Here is a 20634-nt window from a genome sequence, read left to right on the forward strand (position 1 = left end):
CATCTGCGCAGACTATTTGTTAGAACCTCCTGCAAAAGAGTGATAAACTGTATCACATGTTCATTTTCGTAAGAAGGAAGGTCCTGTGTATGAAAAAACCGTCTAAAAATATATTGATTGCTGCTATCCTGCTAATTGGCTCATTTGTTACTATTTTAAATCAGACCCTCATGATCACAGCAATTCCGCCGATAATGCAGGAATTTAATATTACAGCCAACACGGCACAGTGGCTGACTACAGTATTTATGCTTGTAAACGGCATTATGATTCCCATTACTGCCTTTCTAATTGAAAAATTCACTACACGGCAGCTCTTTATGGCAGCCATGACTGCGTTTGCTGCCGGCACAATTATTGGGGGCTTCGCCACTAATTATGAATTTTTAATTCTCGGCAGAGTCGTACAGTCCATGGGGGCAGGAATAATGCTCCCGCTCATGCAGACTGTTTTTCTGCTGATTTTCCCTGTTGAAAAACGCGGCACAGTAATGGGATTTGTAGGATTGACAATTTCTTTTGCTCCAGCCATCGGACCTGCGCTGTCCGGCTGGATCACTGAAACTTTTACCTGGAGATTTCTTTTCTGGTTTGTTCTTCCTCTTATACTTATTATTACTATCATTGCTTACAAAGTGCTGGAAAACGTGACAGAGCTGAAAGATCCTAAAGTGGATCCTCTTTCCATCATTTTATCATCTGTCGGATTTGGAGGCCTCCTCTATGGCTTTACCAGTGCCGGAAACCACGGCTGGGCTTCAGCTGTCACTTTACTCACCCTGCTTATCAGTGCAATCGCGCTGTTTACCTTTATCATGAGACAGTTAAAAATGCATCATCCAATGCTCGAATTCCGGGTATTTAAGCTGCGGACTTTTACTATTGCTACTATTATTGGAATGATCGGGTTCCTTGGCTTAATAGGGCTTGAAACACTGATTCCATTATATATGCAGGAAATGCGCGACTTTACTGCGCTGGATTCAGGGCTTGTCCTGCTGCCGGGGGCCTTGGTATCTGGTCTTATGTCCCCAATTTCAGGGTATATTTTTGATAAAGTCGGCGCCAGAGCACTTGCTTTTACAGGTTTGAGTATTATGACAATAGCGACCCTGGGCTTCGTTTTTATTGATATGTATGCAAGTATGATGCTGCTTGCACTGCTTTTCACCATGAGAATGTTTGGATTTGCTATGGTATTAATGCCGGTTACCACGTCAGGGTTAAACGAGCTTCCAAGGAAACTCATCCCTCACGGTGCTGCAATGAACAACACAATGAGGCAGCTGGCTGCTTCAATAGGAACAGCTCTTCTCGTTACTGTCATGACAACGACAGCAATGCAGGTGGAAACAACTTCTCCAGCACGAACACCTGATATTATCGGGTTAAACGCCGCAATGGCGGTAATAACAATATTAACATTTGCAGGGCTGATTCTTGTATTTTTCCTGAAAAATACTTCTCCGATGACGGACGAGGAATGGGATGAAAGAGAAGAGCTCACCAGACTGAGAAAAATCGAACGAAAGAAGAAAAAACAGTAGGGCAGCTTCGGGCTCCTAACTCGAAAAACTTTATAATGATAAGCTCCCGTTCCTCTTTTAAGAGAAACGGGAGCTATTTTTTATAGAGAGAGTCCCCTCCGGAAAGCGTCCGTCGGAAGCAGAACGTCTTAGCGCATTCCAAATTAAGAAGCTCTTTCCTCTTTTTTAGACAAAAAAACACAGGATATCACTTGGTTTATAATGGATCATCTGCAGCATTGATAACGTAATTTTTCTCAGGAAGTTACGCCGGAGTAAGTGTGGGAAACATTTTTTTGACTGTGAAATAAATCAGCATAAAATCCGTCATGTTCCAGCAGTGTTTCATGACTGCCGGCTTCTATTACTTCCCCTTCACGCAGCACAATAATCTGGTCAGCTTCTCTGATAGTGTTTAACCGGTGTGCGATCACAATACTCGTTCTCCCCTGCATTAATCTTCGTAAAGCCTGCTGGATTTTAATTTCAGTGATCGTGTCTATACTGCTTGTAGCCTCATCAAGAATAAGAATCTCTGGATCTGCAAGCAAGGCTCTGGCAATCGACAGCAGCTGTTTCTGCCCCTGGCTGATCCCTGCCCCTTCTGCATCAATTTTCGTCTCATATCCCTCCGGCAGCTTGGAAATAAACGAATGCGCATTCGCTGCTTCCGCTGCTTTCTCTATAGCTTCATCGCTCGCTGTAAGTTTCCCATAACGAATGTTCTCCCTGATAGTGCCTGCAAATAAAAAGGAATCCTGAAGTACAAACGCCATATACTTTCGCAGTGATTTCTTTTTCACCTCGCGAATATCCTGATTATCAATACTGATTACGCCCTGATCCGGGTCATAAAACCGGGAGAGTAAACTGATAATTGTGGTTTTTCCAGCTCCCGTAGGTCCTACAAATGCAACAGTTTCCCCTCGCTCTGCCGTGAAGGACACGTTGTTAATAGTAACTTCCTCACCATATCCGAAAGTTACATTATCAAAACTGATACTTCCCTCTTTATACTGAAGATCCTTCTTCCCACTTTCATCGTGGGACTCATCTTTTTCATCCATGATCTGAAATACTCTCTCTGCACCGGCAATTGCTGATAACAAAACGTTAAACTGGTTGGCAAGATCGTTTAACGGACGTGTAAATTGCCGCGCATATTCTGCAAAAATAACGATAACTCCAATAGTAATCATCCCGTTTAATGCGAATATTCCACCGATACCTGCGATAACCGCAAAGCTTACGTTATTCAGCATATTCATCAATTTAGGAATAAATCCGGAGATTGTCTGCGCCCAGAATCCGGCAAGGCGGAGATTTTTATTTTTCTGTTCAAACTCACGCATCACCCGTTCTTCCTGAGAAAATGACTTTATAATACGCTGCCCCGACATCGTTTCCTGGACATAACTGTTTACACTGCCTAAATTATGCTGCTGGGCTTTAAATAAAGGACCGGTTCTTCGTGTAATCCACTTCATGCCGAGCACCATCACCGGCACAATTATTAAAGTAATCATAGTAAGCAATGGGCTTAAATAAAGCATTACGATTAAAATACCAGCCAGGGTCAGTACACTCTGGAAAATTTGAATCACAGAACTGTTCAGCGTGTTGCTGATATTTTCCATATCATTTGTGAGTCTGCTCATTAAATCCCCATGCTGTCTTTTATCAAAAAATGGGATTGGGAGTTTCTGCAGGTGGTCAAACAGCTGCGTACGGATAGTGTATACCGTTTTCTGCGCAATACTAACCATCCAGAAGTGCTGCAGAAATACAGTTAATGAGTGAAAAATATATACCGCCCCTAATACAAACAGGACGAGTACTATGAGAGAAGTGTCACCTTCCACTAAAAACCTGTCGATAGATAAACCAACGATCAACGGTCCTGCAAGCGCCAGCAGTGAACTTAAGGTAATCATCAGAATCACCAAAAATAATACCGTACGATGCACCATTAAATAGGTCCAGATTCTTTTTAAGGTCCCCCGCCAATCCTGTGCCCTTTTTTTCCCGGAAGTATTATTTGAATCGGAAAGGGGAAGCTTCGGGTGCTGAAATGGTTCGAGCCACCGATTGTTAAGCATGACTGTCTTCCCCCTCTCCAAACTGCGAATAATAAATCTGCTGATAAAGTGCAGAGCTGTGCATAAGTTCTTCATGTGTTCCTTCTGCCGCCAGTTTTCCATCATCAAGCAGAAGCACCCTGTCTGCTTCCATTGTCGTACTCAGTTTCTGAGTGATCATTAAGGTGGTGCACTCGTATTCGTCCAGCGCTTCCAGAAGCTTTTTTTCCGTTTTCACATCAAGAGCACTCGTACTGTCATCCAGCAGCAGGATTTTAGGATTTCGAATCAGCGCCCTGGCGATAGATATCCGCTGTTTTTGACCGCCGGATAAATTCACACCCCGCTGCCCGATTCTGGTATTCAGTCCCTCAGGCAGTTCTTTGATCGTTTCATATATCTGTGCATCCTTCAGAACTTGAATCATTTCGCTTTCTTCTGCAGCTTCTTTGCCCCATTTTAAATTTTCTGCGATGGTTCCCGTAAACAGCATTGCTTCCTGAGGGACATAGCCTATCTGCGACCGAAGGCTTTTCCAGCTGAACAGGCTTACGTCTGAACCATCGATACTCACTTCTCCTTTGGAAGTGTCATAGAGCCTTGGAAGAAGCTGAAGCAAAGAGGTCTTTCCCGAGCCTGTCGCTCCAAGAATTGCTATTCTTTCTCCTGCCCTCACTTTAAAAGTAATATCAGTAAGTACCGCCTCTTTTTTATCGGGGTAATGAAAGGATACATTTTTAAAAGAGAGATCTCCATAAAAGGAAGGTGCTTTTTGGGTTGTATCTTCCATGTCCTCTGAAGTATGAAGTACATCAGAAACTCTTTCAGCCGAGGCTTTTGCACGGGAAAAAATAATGATGATCATGGAAAATATGGACAGCGCGCCTGTCATTCGGGTGATATAGTTGATAATTGCTACCACTTCCCCCACGGAAACTGCCCCGGTATTGACGCCGGTAGTGCCGAACCATAATACCGCCATAATACTTACATTCATAACGAGTAAAATCAGCGGCATCGTAGCTTCGACAATTCGAAGTGTACGTACTGTTTTATGCTGGAGCTGCGCAGAGGCCGTATCAAATCGGCCCGACTCATAAGGCTGGCGGCTGAAAGATTTAATCAGGCGTATCGCAGTCAGGTTTTCCTGTACTACATTATTCACCCGGTCTACTCTTGCCTGCACCTGTTTAAACATCTTCCCTGCTGCACGCATTATCAGAAGCAGAAGACTCACCAGAAGCGGAATCGTAATTACTAATACAAGGGCAAGCTGCCAGTTTACAAATAAAGCCATGATGACTGACCCCGCCACCAGGAGCGGCGCCCGCAGCATAATACGCAGACTCATAAAAATGGTGTTCATTAACTGATTTATATCGTTTGTGATCCGGGTTAATAACGAAGAAGTGGGGAACTGCTGAAAGTTTTTAAAAGAAAATGTCTGAATCCTTTTATATAAATCTTTTCTCATATCAAATCCGGCATGCTGACTTGCATGTGCTGCATAAAAGGAATTAATAATCCCTGCTGCAAAAGCAATCAAAGAAAGGAGGAGCATAACTCCTCCCCAGGTTAGGACCACCTGCATATCTTCCATCATAATCCCGTCATCTATAATCCGTGATATAAGAAGCGGCTGTACCAGTTCCACACCAAGTTCTATAAGCGTAAGAACCAGGGCAACTGTTACCGCAAATTTATATTTACGTAAGTAAGTGAATATTAGTCGCATATTTTTCGCTGCCTTTCTTACCTGAACCAGTTTATAAGAAAAGTTCTAAAAATTTTAACGGACAGCAGAAGGTCTATTTTTTCTGCCTGGATAAAGGCAAGCCCGAAGCATTCAGGAACCTTTTTCTATCTTCTGACTTCGCTGAAGTTCATAATGAAATTTGCTTCCTTTGATTAACAATCAGTTTACCATAATTATTTTTGTTCCCGAAGTAATTGAAACTTTCCGGGAAATTTTAATTAAGCAAGCCGATAGTACATTAACACCATAAATGAAAGAACCAGAATAAAATTCACGGAGATAAAAGTAATCTGCTGCCAGGTTCTTTCGTGAAAGGAAACAGGCGGCTTGTAAAAGGAAACCCCCTCAATAATAAAGGTGAGCAGAATCACATGTATCGGAAAATGTCCTATGAGCTCCAGCCAGCCAAATAACAGAGCTGTACTGAAAAATATACCCGTCAGCACCAGTGCCAGGAGCCGGTTTAATAAGCCAATGATCAGCAGGTATCCCACGACAAATTCTACGAACCCGAGCATCATCGCAAATGTACCAGGCTCAAACCCAAATGTGAAAATATCATGATTAATCAGTACATTTGCCGACATATTTGGGTAGACCCATTTTTCTACTGCTACCCAGCAGAGGGAAAACCCTGTAGTTAAGTATAAAAAAGGAAAGGTCCATAGGTTAAGTTTCGTCCGATAAAAGAAAAAGATAAAAATAATTCCCAAGTAAAAAACGTAGTCAAGCATATGAAGCCAGCTGTGTACATAAATGGTAACTCCATACAGGAAAAGCAGAATAACCCCCGCACTTCTTACTGTAATTCTCATCGGAATAAGCAGGAGAATTACAGTAATAACTGTGAGCCAGAGCCAAATACCTTCCAGCGCCATTAATTCCGGGGCAAATAAATTCCCTCTGAAAATCTGGATTACCAAAGATACAGCTGTGCCGTATTGAAGTATCACAAAAGTATAGGCCCGTAAGCTTGCTACCCGGCTTTCCAGTTTTACCGAAGGTTTATGAGTACGCAGTTTTTTTAAGGCAAAAGGCAGGAACGAAATTATTACAGCTGACAACAATGCGAAAAATGCAAAGGCAGGCGTGATAATTTGATCAATAGAAGCTTGTTCCGCATCGGTTTCTGTAAACCATTTAACATGTGCATAGGCGGATGCCGGCAGTAAGTATAAAATCATAATTAAAATAATAAGATATCGGTTCATCCCATCGTCCCCCTGAGCATATAAAGTTTTTTAACTTACTTTTCCCCCCTCCCCTTACTTGAAACCTTTCGTGTGACATTGTTGATAATTTACTACCTTGAAAATAAAAGTTCCGCTAAAAAGAAGTAATAATGCTGCTCCACTTTCGGAGAGGCTTACCCAAGGGCTTGTTCTCGACTAATTTTGACGGAAAGAACATCCGCCAAAATGGATTCTCGAACGGCGCTCATCCTTTGGGTGTCCTCTCCTTCGTTACACAGCATTATTAATTTTCATACTTCATGGTGCAAAAATTTTGCATGAGTGTCTCTGTTAATTTAAGAAGTTGCATTGTATTTCCCTTGTGAATTCGTTATCATAGTAAGATAGTAGCACAATGAGCCTGGCGCTCTTTTTTTATTTACTATTTGGAAAACCGTTTGCACAAATGCTATGCAATTAAAATATTGAGGTGAATCGAATGGAAAAGGTTTGGTGGAAAGAAGCTGTAGGTTATCAAGTGTATCCCCGCAGTTTCCAGGATAGTAACGACGATGGTTTTGGAGATTTACAGGGAATGATCAGCAGACTCGATTACTTAAAAGAGCTTGGGATCGACTTTATCTGGATTTGCCCTATGTATAAATCGCCTCTGGACGATAACGGCTATGATATTTCTGATTATCAGGATATCTTAGAAGATTTCGGTACGATGGAAGACTTTGATCAGCTGCTGGATGAATGCCATAAGCGGGGAATCCGCCTGATTATTGACCTTGTACTTAATCACACGAGTGATGAACATCCATGGTTTCTGGAATCGCGTGCGAGCAGAGAAAGTGAAAAGCGGGACTGGTACATTTGGCGCGATGGAAAGAGTGAAGATGCACCGCCAAACAACTGGGAAAGTATTTTTGGAGGCTCTGCCTGGGAATATGATGCAAAAACAGATCAATATTTTTTACATGTATTCAGTAAAAGACAGCCCGATTTAAACTGGGAAAATGAAGAAGTGCGCCAGGCATTGTTTGAAACTGTCAACTGGTGGCTGGATAAAGGTGTTGATGGGTTCCGTATTGATGCTATCTCCCATATTAAAAAGCGTCCCGGTTTTCCAGACATGCCAAATCCGGAAAAGAAAAAATTCGTTTCCTCTTTCGATATGCACATGAATCAGGAAGGTATCCATACATTTCTGGAAGAATTTCAACAAGAAACATACAGCAAGTATGATCATGCAATGACTGTCGGGGAAGCAAACGGTGTAAGTGTGGAAGAAGCACACCTGTGGGTTGGTGATCAAGGAAAAATGGACATGGTATTTCAATTTGAACATCTTGATTTATGGGATCAGGATGCAGAAGAAGGGCTGGATGTTGTCAGCTTAAAGAAGGTTCTTACAAGCTGGCAGACCGGGCTGGACAATAATGGCTGGAACGCGTTGTTTATTGAAAACCATGATAAATCGAGAGTGGTTTCTACCTGGGGAGATGACGAAGAATACTGGAAAGCCAGTGCGAAATCACTTGCAGCCATGTATTTTCTTATGAAAGGCACGCCTTATATTTATCAGGGACAGGAAATCGGTATGACAAATATCTACTTTGACACAATTGATGACTACGATGACGTAGCAGCAAAGAATTTATTTATTGAAAAGGCCGGCGAAGGAAAAACAGAAGAAGCACTCGAAATTTTAGCAAAAACTTCCCGCGATAACAGCAGGACTCCCATGCAGTGGTCTGCTGACAGCCAGGCTGGATTTACGAACGGCGATCCTTGGCTGAAAGTCAATCCAAATCATAAGGAAATTAATGTAGCATACCAGGAGCAGGATCCAGCTTCTATCTTATCTTTTTATAAAAAATTAATTCAGCTTCGAAAACAACATGAAGTTTTCGTCTACGGCTCTTACAAGCTGCTGATGGAAGATGATCCAAGAGTATATGCGTATGCAAGGGAACTTGATAATAAAACAGCAGTTGTTATTGCGAATTTAACGATGCAGCCAGCTGTATGGGACGAAGAAGGCAGCGGCATCCAGCTTTCTTCAGAACAGCTTCTGCTGCACAATCAGGAAGAGGAAATAGAGCATGAGAAAACAGATTCGTTTCTGCTGCACCCATATGAAACAAGAGTTTATATGATAGAGTAATACATGAAGAGAGCCCGCCTTTTTAATATTAAGGCGGGCTCTCAGGCCATTGAAAAAGTATTTTTCTGTTTAAGCATACGCTTTTATGCTTTGCCTTCGAAGGTACGCGTTCCGGAGGGAACTCTCTCAGCTAACCTGCCTCTGGCAGGTGGATCTTCGAATCGTCCTACTTCCTCCCGGAGTCGACCTTCTGCGACTGCAGCTGAGAAAAAAGACGGTTGGATTTTATACAGCGTCTCCAGCACAGGCGCAGCTTTTTCTATAAAAACCTATTCTCCATAGCGCCTGGCAATGACAGCGGGATTCAAGCGCAGTCTGTGAGGGAATGTCCAAACGATTGTTCTGGACATTCTCTTCAAACTTGAGGGATGTGGCTGCGTGAACCCAAGCTCTTCTTATTTTATTGAATCCGGCAGGCATTGCAAATAACTGAAGACGAGCTGGCAAGCTTCTGCCGGAAAGCGGAGGAGAACCCATACACAGCAAATCATAAATATACAAAATTCCTTACTTTATAAACACTCAGAGAGCCCGCCTTTTTAATATTAAGGCGGGCTCTCTTTTGCATTTATCACAGGAATTTCATATTCTTTTCAAAAACGGAAAAACCGTCTTTTTGATTGTGTTTTCTTTGGTACATTGCCTTATCAGCATTTTTCAATAATTCCTGAACATTATTGCCATGATCCGGGTAAAGAGCAACCCCTATCGATGCTTTTACGCGCAGCGCATTATCTTCTACAGGAATAGGCTGTTCCAGCGCTCTAAGCACTCCGTTCACGGCAGCGGTCAATTCATCAAAAGAAATTATATTTGTGAATAAAATTAAAAATTCATCTCCAGCCATGCGTGCTACGGTATCTGTTTCTCTTACTGATGCATTTAAGCGCTCCGCTACCCGAATGAGAAGTGTGTCTCCTATATCATGTCCGAAATTGTCATTAATTTTTTTGAAATCGTCTAAATCCACAAACAGCAGGCCTAATTTCGCCTCGGTTCTCCCACACTGCAATATCTGCTGTTCCAGCCGGTCTACGAGAAGTCTCCGGTTGGGCAGTCCCGTAAGCTCATCATGATAAGCCATTTCCTTCATTTTCTCCGCAAGTTTTCTATACCGGGTCTCACTCTTTTTTAAAGCTTCTTCATATTTTTTAATTTCCGTCATATCGTTCAGATAGCCGCTGAAAATAATACCTCCGTCACTCATCTTCTCTGGTACGGATGATCCGTAAACCCACTTTTCTTTTCCGTTGGGCAGGACAATTCTGAAGACTTCTCTGAAAGTGCTCAGTTTTTCTCTTGCTTCATTCATTTTATGCAGCATCCATTCCCTGTCATCCGGAGAAAGCAGCTCAATCATATCTATTTTCACCATTTCAGCTTCAGATATTTCTGTTTCCAGCAAATCAGCAATACTTCCTGTCGCAGTTAGAAATGTAAAGTCATCCCTTCCGTAGCTGACACTTTGAAAAATTACTCCGGGTACTCTTGAAGAAATGTCTGCAATCAGCTTGTCTCTCTTTTTCAGCTTTTCTTCTTTTTCATACAGCTCTGTAATGTCATATACGTATCCATTCATATTTAAGGTACTCTCATTTATCCGCTTCGGTGTTGCTCCGGTTCTTACCCACCGAATTCCTTTATCAGGGTGGCAGATACGATATTCTTTAGAAAATACCCCTCCGGACTTCATTGATTTTTTTATAGCATTCGATACCTCTTTTACATCATCTGAAAAAATTAAATTGCAGAAAACTGAAGGATCTTTTAAAATATCCTGCGAAGAAACTCCAAATAATTCTTCCGCAAACTCTGAAGCAACATTAAAATTAAATTCTTTTTCATCTTTTATTTCCAGCTGAAACAGCATGCCCGGGAGGTGGTTATATAAATTCCTCATCTTTTCTTCACTTTCCTGAAGAAGAAGGTGCTGCTTTTTTTCTTCCGTAATGTCGGAAACATAGCCATTCCAAATAACATTCCCATCGTTTAAAAAGGTGGATTTTGCTTTGCCGCGGATCCAGCGCACTTTCTTGTCCTGCGTGTATATCCGGTACTCTGCATTCCATATGTTGTTGTTTTCTGCAGCCTGCAGGGAAGTAAGTACATCCTGTTCATCCTCAGGATGTAAGATTTCAAATGCAAGCCCTGCATTCTGCTTAAATTGAGCATCTGAAATATCATATACTGCCAGAAAGCTCCGGGAATAATATGGAAAAGAAATCTGTCCTTCTGAAGAAACTGAAAGTTGGAAAATGCCTCCCGGGAGGTTATCGGCAAGCTCTTCAAGCAATACCTGACGCTGGTTAAGCTCTTCCTCCTTTAAACGAAGCTCAGTTACATCAGCAGAAGCGCAGTACACAGCGCTTCCTCGCATAAAAACGTGCCACTCAATTTCTAATACAGCACCTGTTTTGTTAATTACCCTATTGATAAATTTGCTTTTCGTTTCTCCTTGAATAACTTTTAGAAAAGCCTCTTTTGACTTTACTCTATCTTCCGGATGTATTAATTCCAGCATATTTCTTCCATATAATGAAGACTCTTTATATCCAGTAAGGCTGTACCAGTCTGCACTTAATTCCACAATATTTCCCTGCTGATCTAATTGAGCCAAAAGACCCATATTATCCGCGAATTTATTTTCGTTTTTTTCAGGTTCTTTTTCACTCGTCACATCATAAAAAACCACCGAAAAAAATTGTGCCTCATGTGGAGTAACCGTAATGCGAAACCAGCGCTGCAGATATTCTAAATAGTGATCGAACCGGACAGTTTTTTTGTCTTTAAAAGCTTCCAGATACTTACCTATCAAGTATTGATGCTCTTTGTTCAATGGAGAATTTAGAGAGTGGACTCGACTGCCTGCAGCTTCTGAAACGTTTACTTGAAGGATGTCTGCCATTTTTTTATTCAAATCTACAATTTCATAAGTTAACAAATTTTCCTTTTGGCTGATTAGTTTTTGATAAGCATAACCTGCAGGAAGTGAACGTATCGTATTTAAATAGTCCCTCTCTTTCATTTCACAATCCTCCTATAGACCCTTTTATTAAATACAGTATATAACATTTAACGGGGCAAAACTACTTATTTATATATAAGTTCATATCTATGTGAGGTATATCATCTTCCAAATATACGTCTGAAATTCTGCTGAAACCGAAAGAAGCATAAAAACGCTCTGCGTATTCCTGTGCCTGAATGCGGATTACTGGTTCACCGGTGCTTTCAATAAAAGCGATGGCACGTTCCATCAGCTCTTTTCCGAGTCCTGTGCCACGTTTATTTTTATGGACCAGCACCCTGCCGATAGATGCTTCTTGATAAGTGATACCATGAGGAAAAAGTCTCGCGTATGCTTTAATTTCTCCATTCTCTCTGCCTATTAAATGCCATGACTTTTTATCATACCCGTCTACTTCCGGATAAGGACATTCCTGTTCTACTACAAATACATTTACTCTTGCCTGCAGAATATCATAAAGTTCTTCCGCAGTAAGTTCCCCAAACGTTTTTATATTCCAATTCATATAATTTCCCCCACCTTTATTTAAATAAATATTATTGTAGCATGCTTAGAATAAAAGATGAGAGGGTAAGTGAGTTAAGGACACAAAGATTTTCAGGAGGTAATAATAATGAAGAAGTTACTGACAACTGCTTTGATTACAGGCTCCGCTGCGGCTGCCGGAGTTTTCTTTACCAAAAAAAATAATACGATTCCACAGAATACGGGAGTTTACCGGGGCAGAATGGCACCAGTATCAAACATTCCCAATGCGGTTTCTTCCCAGGCAGAAGGAAACAGATACGTTGCTCCATTTTATCCGCCGGAAGGTAAGAGAAACAGCTGGGCTGCATTAGGCGAAATTATTGAAAGAAAAGAAAATGCTGAGATTATCACTAAAACTGATGACTATCTTCATGCAGTTTTCCATTCGCCGAAGCTGCGGTTTAAGGATGACGTTGAATTTTATTTCCATCAAGAAGAAGGCCATATCGATGTACGCTCTGCTGCCCGTGTAGGCAGTTATGATATGGGAGTAAACCGTGAACGGGTAGAGCAGCTGCGGGAAGAATACAAAAATGCTGTAGCGATCCGTGATTTGTAATTATAAAAACGATAAAAACCGGGCCTGTCCTGATGACGGGTCCGGTTTTTTGTGCTGTTAATATTTATTGTTTGCTTATAAATTTTTTGAATGGTCGAGGAGTTCTTCTGCAGTAATCGAAATCTGATTGGAAGCTTTGGAAACTTCCTTCACTACATCTACAAAAGCTACTAGCTCATTTTCTATATCTGTATTTTTCCCAACCGCTGATTCCATTTTTGTAAGAATTAATTTAAACGAATCCTGCACCGTACTTACATATTCATTTCCTTCTTCAATACTCTCGGCAATTTGTCTGGAAAGTTTTGCGTTTTCCTGTACTCCAGCGTCTGTCTGATCCGTCAAATCTTTTACTTTTACTACTGAATTTTTTGTCTGCTCCGAAAGTTTCCGTACCTCATCTGCTACAATCGCAAACCCCCGGCCGTGTTCTCCAGCTCTTGCTGCTTCAATCGCCGCGTTTAAAGCTAATAAATTCGTTTCATCCGCAATGCCCTGCACGATCCCTACAATATCCTGAATCTCTTTTGAGAAGGAAGCAAGTTCTTTCATCTGCTTATCAATAGTTTGAATCCTTTCCGTAGTCTCAGACATTACTCCGGCAAGAGATTCTAACCGGCCCTGGCCGTCCTGTGCTGCTTTTTTAGATTCATTAGAGAGCGAGGTGCCTTCCTGAGATTTAAAAGTAATTTCTTCCGCCTGTGCCATCATTTCCTGGATGGAAGCATTGGTTTCTTCAGCAACAGCACCCAGTTCCTCTGATTTTCCAGTAATGTATTCATCCAGCTGTTCCCGCAGCGCTGCTTCCCTCTTTCTCGTATCTTCCATTTCATTTTCAAATGCTTCCAGCACCAGCTGCTGCTCCAGGCTTAACATTTTCGATACTGCGTCTACAGCATCCGTAAGATCTTTTTCTTTAAATTCCTGATAGATCAGGTGAAATATTTTAATTTGCAGCGCCTGGTAGGAACTAAGATACCATTTTGGTTCCAAGCCAATTTTCACATGTATTTTTGCAATTCTAATCCGCTTTTCGATAAATTCTTCATCCAGTCTGCCGGAAAACATTTCTACAATATGAACTCGAAGCGTCTGCTTTAAACGTTCTACTGAACTGTTTTTATTAATAATTTCCATTAGATGAGGTTTAATTTCCAGATTTTCATAAAAAAAGTCAATCAACTCGTTGATATTATGATTAATTAACGGCTGCAAAGACTGAAGAATATACAACGTTTCTTCATTTAAGCCTGTCATACGGAGCTGTTTTTCAATTTCAGAACCCGGCTGTATCTGTAGCATTATCTGTTCCTTTTTTTCTAATAAAGCTGTCCCTGTTTCCTCATTAGTCTTTTGACGCTGAAACCATTTCACCAGCTAATCCCCCTTGATATAAACTATGATGCTTATATCGGTTTCATCAGGCTGAATGTTTATGGTATTAACAAATAATGTATTTATTCAGAACCGCTCCGTTGATCATCAGGTTGTCACCGAAACAATTTTGGACATAAATTCAGATAAAAAAGAGTTTTCCCTGCCTGTCGCCCTTTCGCCGAACGTCATCAGGAGAATGTATTTTTCGTTCCCCAAAAAAATCAGCGCGTTAAGAGCACGGAGCCATTCCCGCGTTTTATTACCAAGTAGAGAGAATTGCATTCTTAATTTATTCCGTTAGAAGATCTCCTGTCTGCAGTCTGAGGTGATTTATGCGTTCCTGCAATTTTTAAAAGCAGCATCTGCACTTCACTGTTCCTCAAAACACATTGGGTTATGGTAAACTGTTGAAAGAAGTTTCAACAGAAAGGTGGAGACACATGTCAGTATTTCAGCAGATGTCCTTAAAGCGCCAGGGCCGCAAACATAAACAATTTTTCGAAAAGATGCAGCTCTATCCTTATCCTGTGCAGATAAATGGCCAGACATATTTTTTAATTAACTATCTTAAGGCAAAAGCGACTACAGGAAGTGCAGTAATTTCTTTAGACCAGGAATCGGCGGATGAAGCGAAAAAAGCACATCGTCTGCTATTTCCTTTTTATGTACTGCATGAAAAAATTAATACAGAAGGAAGAATGCGGGCGGGAATTAATATTGATTTTTTCCGAAGTCCGCTTGAACTCATGGATGCAAATAAAAACGCTTCCTTAAAGCCAGGTTACGACCTTATTGATAGTATCCTCGAGCTGCAGTTGAAATACAGAAAAACATATGACAATTTTCAGTCACTGCTGAAAGAATTAGAATCTGAAGAACGCTCCCTCACAGATAAAGATTTACAGACAGCAGCTGAGTCAGCTGCGATGCTGGACGTTCTGCAGTATCAGATCGTCCATACACTCGGTGCAGGAACAAAAACTCTAAGAAATTGGATAGAAGCAATGAAACAGGCAGATCTCTGGGAAAAGCTCACAAAAGCTCAGCAGGTATTTTATCAGCAGATGCTTCAAAATGAAGAATTAATGCTGAAAGAAAGCAAAAATATGCCTGTAGTAAAGCATGAAAATTTTGATAAAATGCTTAAGCTGAATTTGGACAAAATGAAAAGCTATAAAAGAAAAGAACAGCAGGAAGAAGAAGCAGCACTCCGACATCCTTAGGAGGGCTGCTTCTGTCATGATTATCGCACTTACTTTTTATAGGAGAGCATATTCCCCGCCCTGTGCAAGCTTTACTGTCATATTTTCTACTGTCTGCGGCGGATCATAAAAATACCCTTGTATCAGTTCACATGCCGCTTCATGCAAAAACAATTTTTGAAGCTGGGTTTCCACGCCTTCCGCTACTACAGTAAGTCCTAAGCTTCTCCCCAAAGAAATCACTGCTTTTAATACCGCTTCTCCTTTTAAGCTGGAACCTATTTCATCGATAAAACACTTATCAATTTTAATTTTATCAAAAGGAAATTTTGTTAAATAATTTATTTTGGAATATCCCGTACCAAAATCATCAATAGCAATAATAAAACCTTTTTTACGAAGCTGCTGCAGATAAGAATTAATTTCCACAGATTCTACCAGATCCATATCTTCTGTAATTTCGACCTCGATGACATGGTCAGGAATTTGATTATCTTCTTTTGAACAAATAAGAAAATTTTGAAATTCACTTATTTTTAATAAAGAAGAAGGCACATTGAATGCTATCGTTCCCTGATAGGAATATTTATTTCGCCAGCTGATAAGCTGATTTATACCTGCTTCAATAATCTTTTCCGTTAAATATTGCAGCTGGCCAGTCCGCTCTGCCGCTGCTATAAACTCTGGAGGAGGGATGAAACCTAATTTCGGATGTTTCCAGCGTGTTAATACTTCCATCCCGCTTATTTTTTCTGTTTCCGTGTTGATCTGAGGCTGATATACAAGAAAAAAATCGTTGGTTGATATACTGCTTTTCATGTCTTTTTCGATCGAGAGCTGTCTTCTCATCTGTTCAGTTAATTCACTTCTGTAAAAATATATGTTTTCTTTTAGGTATTTTTTTTGTTTTGCCTCTTTCATTGCAGCATCTGCTGCACTGATCAGTCTGTATGAAGTGCCTCCATCCTGTGGAAACTTTGCTGCACTCATGCTTCCCGTAACTGTAATCTCAATATTTTCTTCAAACTTATACGGCAGCTGCAAAATTTCTGATATTATATCTGCTTTTTCTTTTATCTCAGCTGAATTGTCAGTAAGAACAATTAATGCCAGTTCGTCTCCTCCAAATCTGCCGATGATCTCCTCAGAAAATGATTCCTGAAGTCTTCTTGCGGTTTCATTCAGCAGCTGGTCGCCTACATAGTGGCCGTAAACATCGTTTATCAGCTGAAAATCATTTAAATCAATGTTTAAAAGTGTAAAAGGAGATTGTTCCTCAATAAGATTCGTCATCATTTTTGACATATATTTTCTGTTGGGAAGCCCGGTAAGCGAATCGTAATTCACTGATTCCCATAATTTAGTTTCTGATTTTTTTATCTCGTTTAAGTTCTGAAAAAATATAAAAAGTCCGCCTCTGCTGCGTGGGTAAATATGTACTTTAAGCCATGCATCCACCGGTTCAAAATAATATTCCAGCTTGTAAGCTTTTTCATTTGCAGCAGCGAGAAGATAAAATTCTTCCAGCCTGCTCCCTGCTGCCTCAGGAAACATGTCCCAGATGTTTTTGCCGACAATATCATCTCTGCTGACATGAAGCTGCTCTTCCGCTGCTTTATTAATACTAGTGAATATAAAATCCTCATCTAAAGTGTAAAAAGCATCCGACATATTATCCAGCAGGTGAAAATGCTCTGCAAACTGCTCATAATTCTCATCCCGCTGTTCCTCCACAATTACTGGCGCGTGTTTCTTCTGGTCCTGCATGGCATATACTCTTACTGTTATTCGGCTGTTTTCCGCTTCACTGTATTGAAATTCGCAGAAGGAACTCTTTCCCTGGGTGACTTCTTTGAATGATTCAATTGTTTTAATTGATGCTTTTTGCTGAAGGTGTGTAAAATAATTATCGATTCTTTCCTGTTCACTCCACGATTGTGCTGCTTTATTTACACTTTCCACAGTTCCATCTTCTTCCACGATAAAAATCCGCTGACGCATAGTATCAAGAATCGATTGATTGTTAATCATATTTTCCGCCCCCCTCCATCTAAAATCCTTCTATTCTAACCATCGACTAAATTTATATAATTTTAACACCTGGCCTAATTTCATGATGCACTTTTCTAAAGTGCTGCCTTGAAAAACAGCTTTTTATCAGAAGGTATGTTACGCTGTTCCACTTTCGGCAAGCCCTTGGGTAAGCTTCTCCAAAAGTGAAGCAGCAGAATATTCTTTTTGAAAACTTTTATTTTCAAAGTAGCTTTATAAAGAAACCCTCCATGTATGAGACAGTTCCTTTCCGTCTTTTGGATATAACTCTATCGATAAAACACTTAAAAGTAATTCACTTTGTTGAGTTAATTCATTACATTTATTATATCAGCAGTCATCTTTTAAAATCTCTTAATTTTAAAATATTCAGTAAATTAAGCATTTTCTTGTGGATGGAAGTTTTTCCAGCAAGCAGTTTTCCTTTTTATGGGCTCCCTTTTAATGAATTCTTTTATGAGATATACATTATGCCTCCGAAAGTGCAGCAGTGTTAATACTTCTTTATAGCAAAACTTTTAATTTCAAGGTAGCTTTATAAAAAAGGAACCAATTGCATAAGTACATGTATGTTGATCTTTTCCACGGCAGGCCATATGAAGTGAAATTACCTTATGCCACTACTGATAATTCACAGAGTATTTTAGTGAAAATTGATGAAAGAAGATCATCGCAAAATATAACTTTCCCTTTTTATCCGCAGAATGGCTGGAAGGATTCGCCTATTATTCTGCACACTTTATTGTTTTACTTTTTATAAAGAAATATTTTTGTAAGCTCTTTTCCACCTTTTGAATATTCCCATATAGTGAATTTCATTGTATAGTATAGGTAACTAGGATTTTAGAAATCTATAATTTCAAGATAAAGGCAAAACTATTGAAAAATAGTGACGCAAAGCCATGGGTCTAAGGGGATTTCCTAGGATTGCCAGGCTGCCGAAGCAGGTCTTTCTGCTTCCTTTATCCACTTTATTCAGGAAGAAAGGTGGCAGAGCCTAATGGAAAAAAATCATATTTTCACCGGAGAGAGTGTGGATGAAGCTGTTCAAGTTGCTCTGGCTGCTTTAAATGTAGCAGAAGAGTCGGTTGATATAAAAATTCTGCAAAATGAAGGACCTGGTTTTTTCGGACTCGGACGCACAAAAGCAAAAATAAAAGTGGTGCATAAGATGCCTTCCGAGGAAACAGGATGGGAAAATATGCTTCAGAAATATACCGCGGAAAATACATCTTCTGAAGAACGGGGAGAAGAGCTTCAATTAAATCTGGATGGAAAAGCCTGGATAAAAGAGGGCTCTTTATATTTCCAAGATACAGCTGAGCAGAAGCCAGTGCTTATTCTGCCCGGTGGTGTCACAGCTTTAAAAAATGGAAAGCCGGTTGAAAAAAAGACCATTCTTTCCCAAGGAGACAGACTTGATTTTTCACTGGAAAAGCAGGCTCGTGAAACAAGCTGGTCTGTGAAGGTGGATAACCAAAAGCAGCTCGTGGAGCTGAGAGTCACACCTGGTGCTTATTTTGTAAGTACCATTGAAGATGCGCCACCTGCCGCGAACCTTTACATTTCCACAGCTTCACAGGAAATACCTTTAAATCAGCTTACGGAAAAAGATATTTATGAGCAGCTGGAGAGAATGGATATCGTGGAAGGGATCTGTGAAGAGGAAATTAAAGCAGCTACGAGGGCGGAAAGACCTGCTTCATTTATCATTGCCAAAGGAAAACTACCCGTTCACGGAAATAATGGGAAAATTAATTTTATTATTGATATTCGGCAGCAAAGCGGTAATTATAAAGAAAAACTCGACGGTACCATTGATTTCCGGGAATCTATTCATATTCCCACGGTGAATGAAGGTACGGTATTTGCCTCCATAATAGAACCGACCCCCGGAGAAGATGGCATCAGCGTATTTGGAGAAGTGTTAAAAGCAAAAGCCGGCAAACCTATACAGCTTGCCCCCGGCGCCGGAATTGAAATTAATGAGGAAACGAACGAAGTGGTTGCTGTAAGCAGCGGAAGACCGCATGTAGACCAAAGAGGACAGTCTGTGCGTCTTTCCATCCTTCCTAAATTGCTGCACCGCGGTGATTTAAGCCTGCAGGATGGGAATATACATTTCATAGGGGATGTAGAAGTCCATGGCTCAGTACATGAACAGATGATGATTGAAGCTGCAGGAGATATCTGGATTCATAAAAACGTTGATAAAGCATCTCTCCAGTCGAGTAAGTCGATAATAATTAATGCAAATGCATTAAACAGCAAGATTGTCGCCGGACAAAGCAGTGCTATTTATGAAGAAGCACTTAAACTTCTGAAGCAGTTTCTCTACAATTATCCTTCCTTTTTAAAAGTTTTCCAGCAGGTCACTTCATCAGAGGCATTTCAGTCTTCCTATAATGGAAAAAACGGCTGGGGTCCTTTAGTGAAAGCACTGCAGGAGAAGAAGTTTCCGGAAGTGAAAAAATCTGCAGAAGCATTAACTGCCTATATTAACGCCCAGAAGACTTTGTTTGAAGGTAAGTGGAAAGATTTTTCCGATATGATTCAATATGGGCTGCTTACTTTTCACCATAAATCACCGCTTGCAGAAGATCACTTTTTTGAAATAGAACGACAGGCTTTCCAATTACATGACGTGCTGGAAAGCCCCTCTGCCAGCAGTTCACGAATTGCTTTAAAATACGCTGCCTACAGTGAAATGTATTGTGACGGCGAAGTTGATATTCTGGGGAAAGGGGCCATCCACTCTCATATATATGCAGATGGCTATGTAACCATTCACCAAAAATTTATCGGTGGTAAAATTTCCGCGAAAAAAGGAATGAATATTAAAGAAGCAGGCTCCCCTGGAGGAGCGAAAACGCTCCTCCAGACGGACAGTACCGGTGTAATTAAGATAGAACATGCGCACCCCGACGTCCTTCTCTCTGTAGGCGGAATAAATCATAAGATCCGTATGGAGGAGTTTTACCTCACTGCCAGGCTTGATAGTGAGGGCAGGATGAAGATTTCGCGAAATAATTAATGTGCTGTTTGATTATATTTTTAACAGAGATCGGATGCAGCCGCACAAGGAAAACTTTGCAGGCAAGCTACTTCTACTTCCGAGGAAAAAGATGCAGCCCTTTTTCCTCGGAACATTTTTTCCTGATTTTTTCTTTAACGTATTTAGAG

12 protein-coding genes and 1 riboswitch are annotated in these 20634 nt (G+C 40.6%); of the genes, 5 read left to right on the forward strand and 7 right to left on the reverse strand.

Annotation, left to right across the window (positions count from 1 at the left end):
- The first annotated feature begins 89 nt into the window (after window positions 1-89).
- Window positions 90-1547, forward strand: a complete 1458-nt coding sequence (locus BLP92_RS07340) for an MDR family MFS transporter (protein ID WP_090842094.1) — start codon at window positions 90-92, stop codon at window positions 1545-1547.
- A gap of 236 nt (window positions 1548-1783) precedes the next feature.
- On the opposite strand, the gene BLP92_RS07345 is transcribed toward BLP92_RS07340, so the two are convergent.
- The 3 genes from BLP92_RS07345 to BLP92_RS07355 form a co-directional block, all read right to left on the reverse strand.
- On the reverse strand, window positions 1784-3625 hold the full coding sequence (locus tag BLP92_RS07345) for an ABC transporter ATP-binding protein (protein ID WP_090842096.1): 1842 nt from the start codon (window positions 3623-3625) through the stop codon (window positions 1784-1786).
- Window positions 3618-5339: an ABC transporter ATP-binding protein gene (locus BLP92_RS07350; RefSeq protein WP_090842098.1), complete on the reverse strand. Its 1722-nt coding sequence runs from the start codon at window positions 5337-5339 to the stop codon at window positions 3618-3620. Before BLP92_RS07350 ends, BLP92_RS07345 begins: the two co-directional genes overlap by 8 nt.
- 239 nt (window positions 5340-5578) lie before the next feature.
- The gene (locus BLP92_RS07355; RefSeq protein ID WP_090842100.1) at window positions 5579-6571 is read right to left on the reverse strand and encodes a DoxX family membrane protein; all 993 of its coding nucleotides are present in this window, start codon (window positions 6569-6571) and stop codon (window positions 5579-5581) included.
- Window positions 6572-7031: 460 nt separating this feature from the next.
- Here BLP92_RS07355 and BLP92_RS07360 point away from each other — a divergent pair, with 460 nt between their 5' ends.
- Window positions 7032-8705: a glycoside hydrolase family 13 protein gene (locus tag BLP92_RS07360; protein ID WP_090842102.1), complete on the forward strand. Its 1674-nt coding sequence runs from the start codon at window positions 7032-7034 to the stop codon at window positions 8703-8705.
- Between the two features lie 571 nt (window positions 8706-9276).
- On the opposite strand, the gene BLP92_RS07370 is transcribed toward BLP92_RS07360, so the two are convergent.
- Both BLP92_RS07370 and BLP92_RS07375 read right to left on the reverse strand, forming a co-directional pair.
- Window positions 9277-11730: a diguanylate cyclase domain-containing protein gene (locus BLP92_RS07370; RefSeq protein WP_090842105.1), complete on the reverse strand. Its 2454-nt coding sequence runs from the start codon at window positions 11728-11730 to the stop codon at window positions 9277-9279.
- Between the two features lie 61 nt (window positions 11731-11791).
- A complete protein-coding gene (locus BLP92_RS07375) occupies window positions 11792-12238 on the reverse strand; it encodes a GNAT family N-acetyltransferase (RefSeq protein WP_090842106.1) in 447 nt (148 codons plus the stop codon).
- 108 nt (window positions 12239-12346) lie between these two features.
- Between BLP92_RS07375 and BLP92_RS07380 the strand changes: the two genes are divergently transcribed.
- Window positions 12347-12820, forward strand: a complete 474-nt coding sequence (locus BLP92_RS07380) for a DUF1499 domain-containing protein (RefSeq protein WP_090842108.1) — start codon at window positions 12347-12349, stop codon at window positions 12818-12820.
- Window positions 12821-12895: 75 nt separating this feature from the next.
- Here BLP92_RS07380 and BLP92_RS18125 read toward each other — a convergent pair whose 3' ends face one another.
- Window positions 12896-14194: a globin-coupled sensor protein gene (locus BLP92_RS18125; RefSeq protein WP_090842110.1), complete on the reverse strand. Its 1299-nt coding sequence runs from the start codon at window positions 14192-14194 to the stop codon at window positions 12896-12898.
- A gap of 443 nt (window positions 14195-14637) precedes the next feature.
- On the opposite strand from BLP92_RS18125, the gene BLP92_RS07390 reads away from it, so the two are divergent.
- A complete protein-coding gene (locus BLP92_RS07390) occupies window positions 14638-15420 on the forward strand; it encodes a hypothetical protein (protein WP_090842112.1) in 783 nt (260 codons plus the stop codon).
- A 36-nt stretch (window positions 15421-15456) separates the two neighbouring features.
- Here BLP92_RS07390 and BLP92_RS07395 read toward each other — a convergent pair whose 3' ends face one another.
- Entirely contained in the window at window positions 15457-17430 is a 1974-nt protein-coding gene (locus tag BLP92_RS07395) for a putative bifunctional diguanylate cyclase/phosphodiesterase (protein WP_090842115.1), read from the reverse strand.
- Between the two features lie 880 nt (window positions 17431-18310).
- Window positions 18311-18394, forward strand: a riboswitch (cyclic di-GMP riboswitch).
- 57 nt (window positions 18395-18451) lie between these two features.
- On the opposite strand from BLP92_RS07395, the gene BLP92_RS07405 reads away from it, so the two are divergent.
- Window positions 18452-20485, forward strand: coding sequence for a FapA family protein (locus BLP92_RS07405; RefSeq protein ID WP_090842119.1), 2034 nt, complete (start codon window positions 18452-18454; stop codon window positions 20483-20485).
- Window positions 20486-20634 lie beyond the last annotated feature (149 nt).

The organism is Alkalicoccus daliensis (assembly GCF_900103955.1).
Taxonomy (GTDB): Bacteria; Bacillota; Bacilli; order Bacillales; family Salisediminibacteriaceae; genus Alkalicoccus; species Alkalicoccus daliensis.

What these genes read in the sequence shown, in the direction of transcription:
- BLP92_RS07340 (WP_090842094.1), top strand. Translation starts at nt 90, where the DNA reads ATGAAAAAACCGTCTAAAAATATATTGATTGCTGCTATCCTGCTAATT.
- BLP92_RS07345 (WP_090842096.1), bottom strand. Translation starts at nt 3,625, where the DNA reads ATGCTTAACAATCGGTGGCTCGAACCATTTCAGCACCCGAAGCTTCCC.
- BLP92_RS07350 (WP_090842098.1), bottom strand. Translation starts at nt 5,339, where the DNA reads ATGCGACTAATATTCACTTACTTACGTAAATATAAATTTGCGGTAACA.
- BLP92_RS07355 (WP_090842100.1), bottom strand. Translation starts at nt 6,571, where the DNA reads ATGAACCGATATCTTATTATTTTAATTATGATTTTATACTTACTGCCG.
- BLP92_RS07360 (WP_090842102.1), top strand. Translation starts at nt 7,032, where the DNA reads ATGGAAAAGGTTTGGTGGAAAGAAGCTGTAGGTTATCAAGTGTATCCC.
- BLP92_RS07370 (WP_090842105.1), bottom strand. Translation starts at nt 11,730, where the DNA reads ATGAAAGAGAGGGACTATTTAAATACGATACGTTCACTTCCTGCAGGT.
- BLP92_RS07375 (WP_090842106.1), bottom strand. Translation starts at nt 12,238, where the DNA reads ATGAATTGGAATATAAAAACGTTTGGGGAACTTACTGCGGAAGAACTT.
- BLP92_RS07380 (WP_090842108.1), top strand. Translation starts at nt 12,347, where the DNA reads ATGAAGAAGTTACTGACAACTGCTTTGATTACAGGCTCCGCTGCGGCT.
- BLP92_RS07390 (WP_090842112.1), top strand. Translation starts at nt 14,638, where the DNA reads ATGTCAGTATTTCAGCAGATGTCCTTAAAGCGCCAGGGCCGCAAACAT.
- BLP92_RS07395 (WP_090842115.1), bottom strand. Translation starts at nt 17,430, where the DNA reads ATGATTAACAATCAATCGATTCTTGATACTATGCGTCAGCGGATTTTT.
- BLP92_RS07405 (WP_090842119.1), top strand. Translation starts at nt 18,452, where the DNA reads ATGGAAAAAAATCATATTTTCACCGGAGAGAGTGTGGATGAAGCTGTT.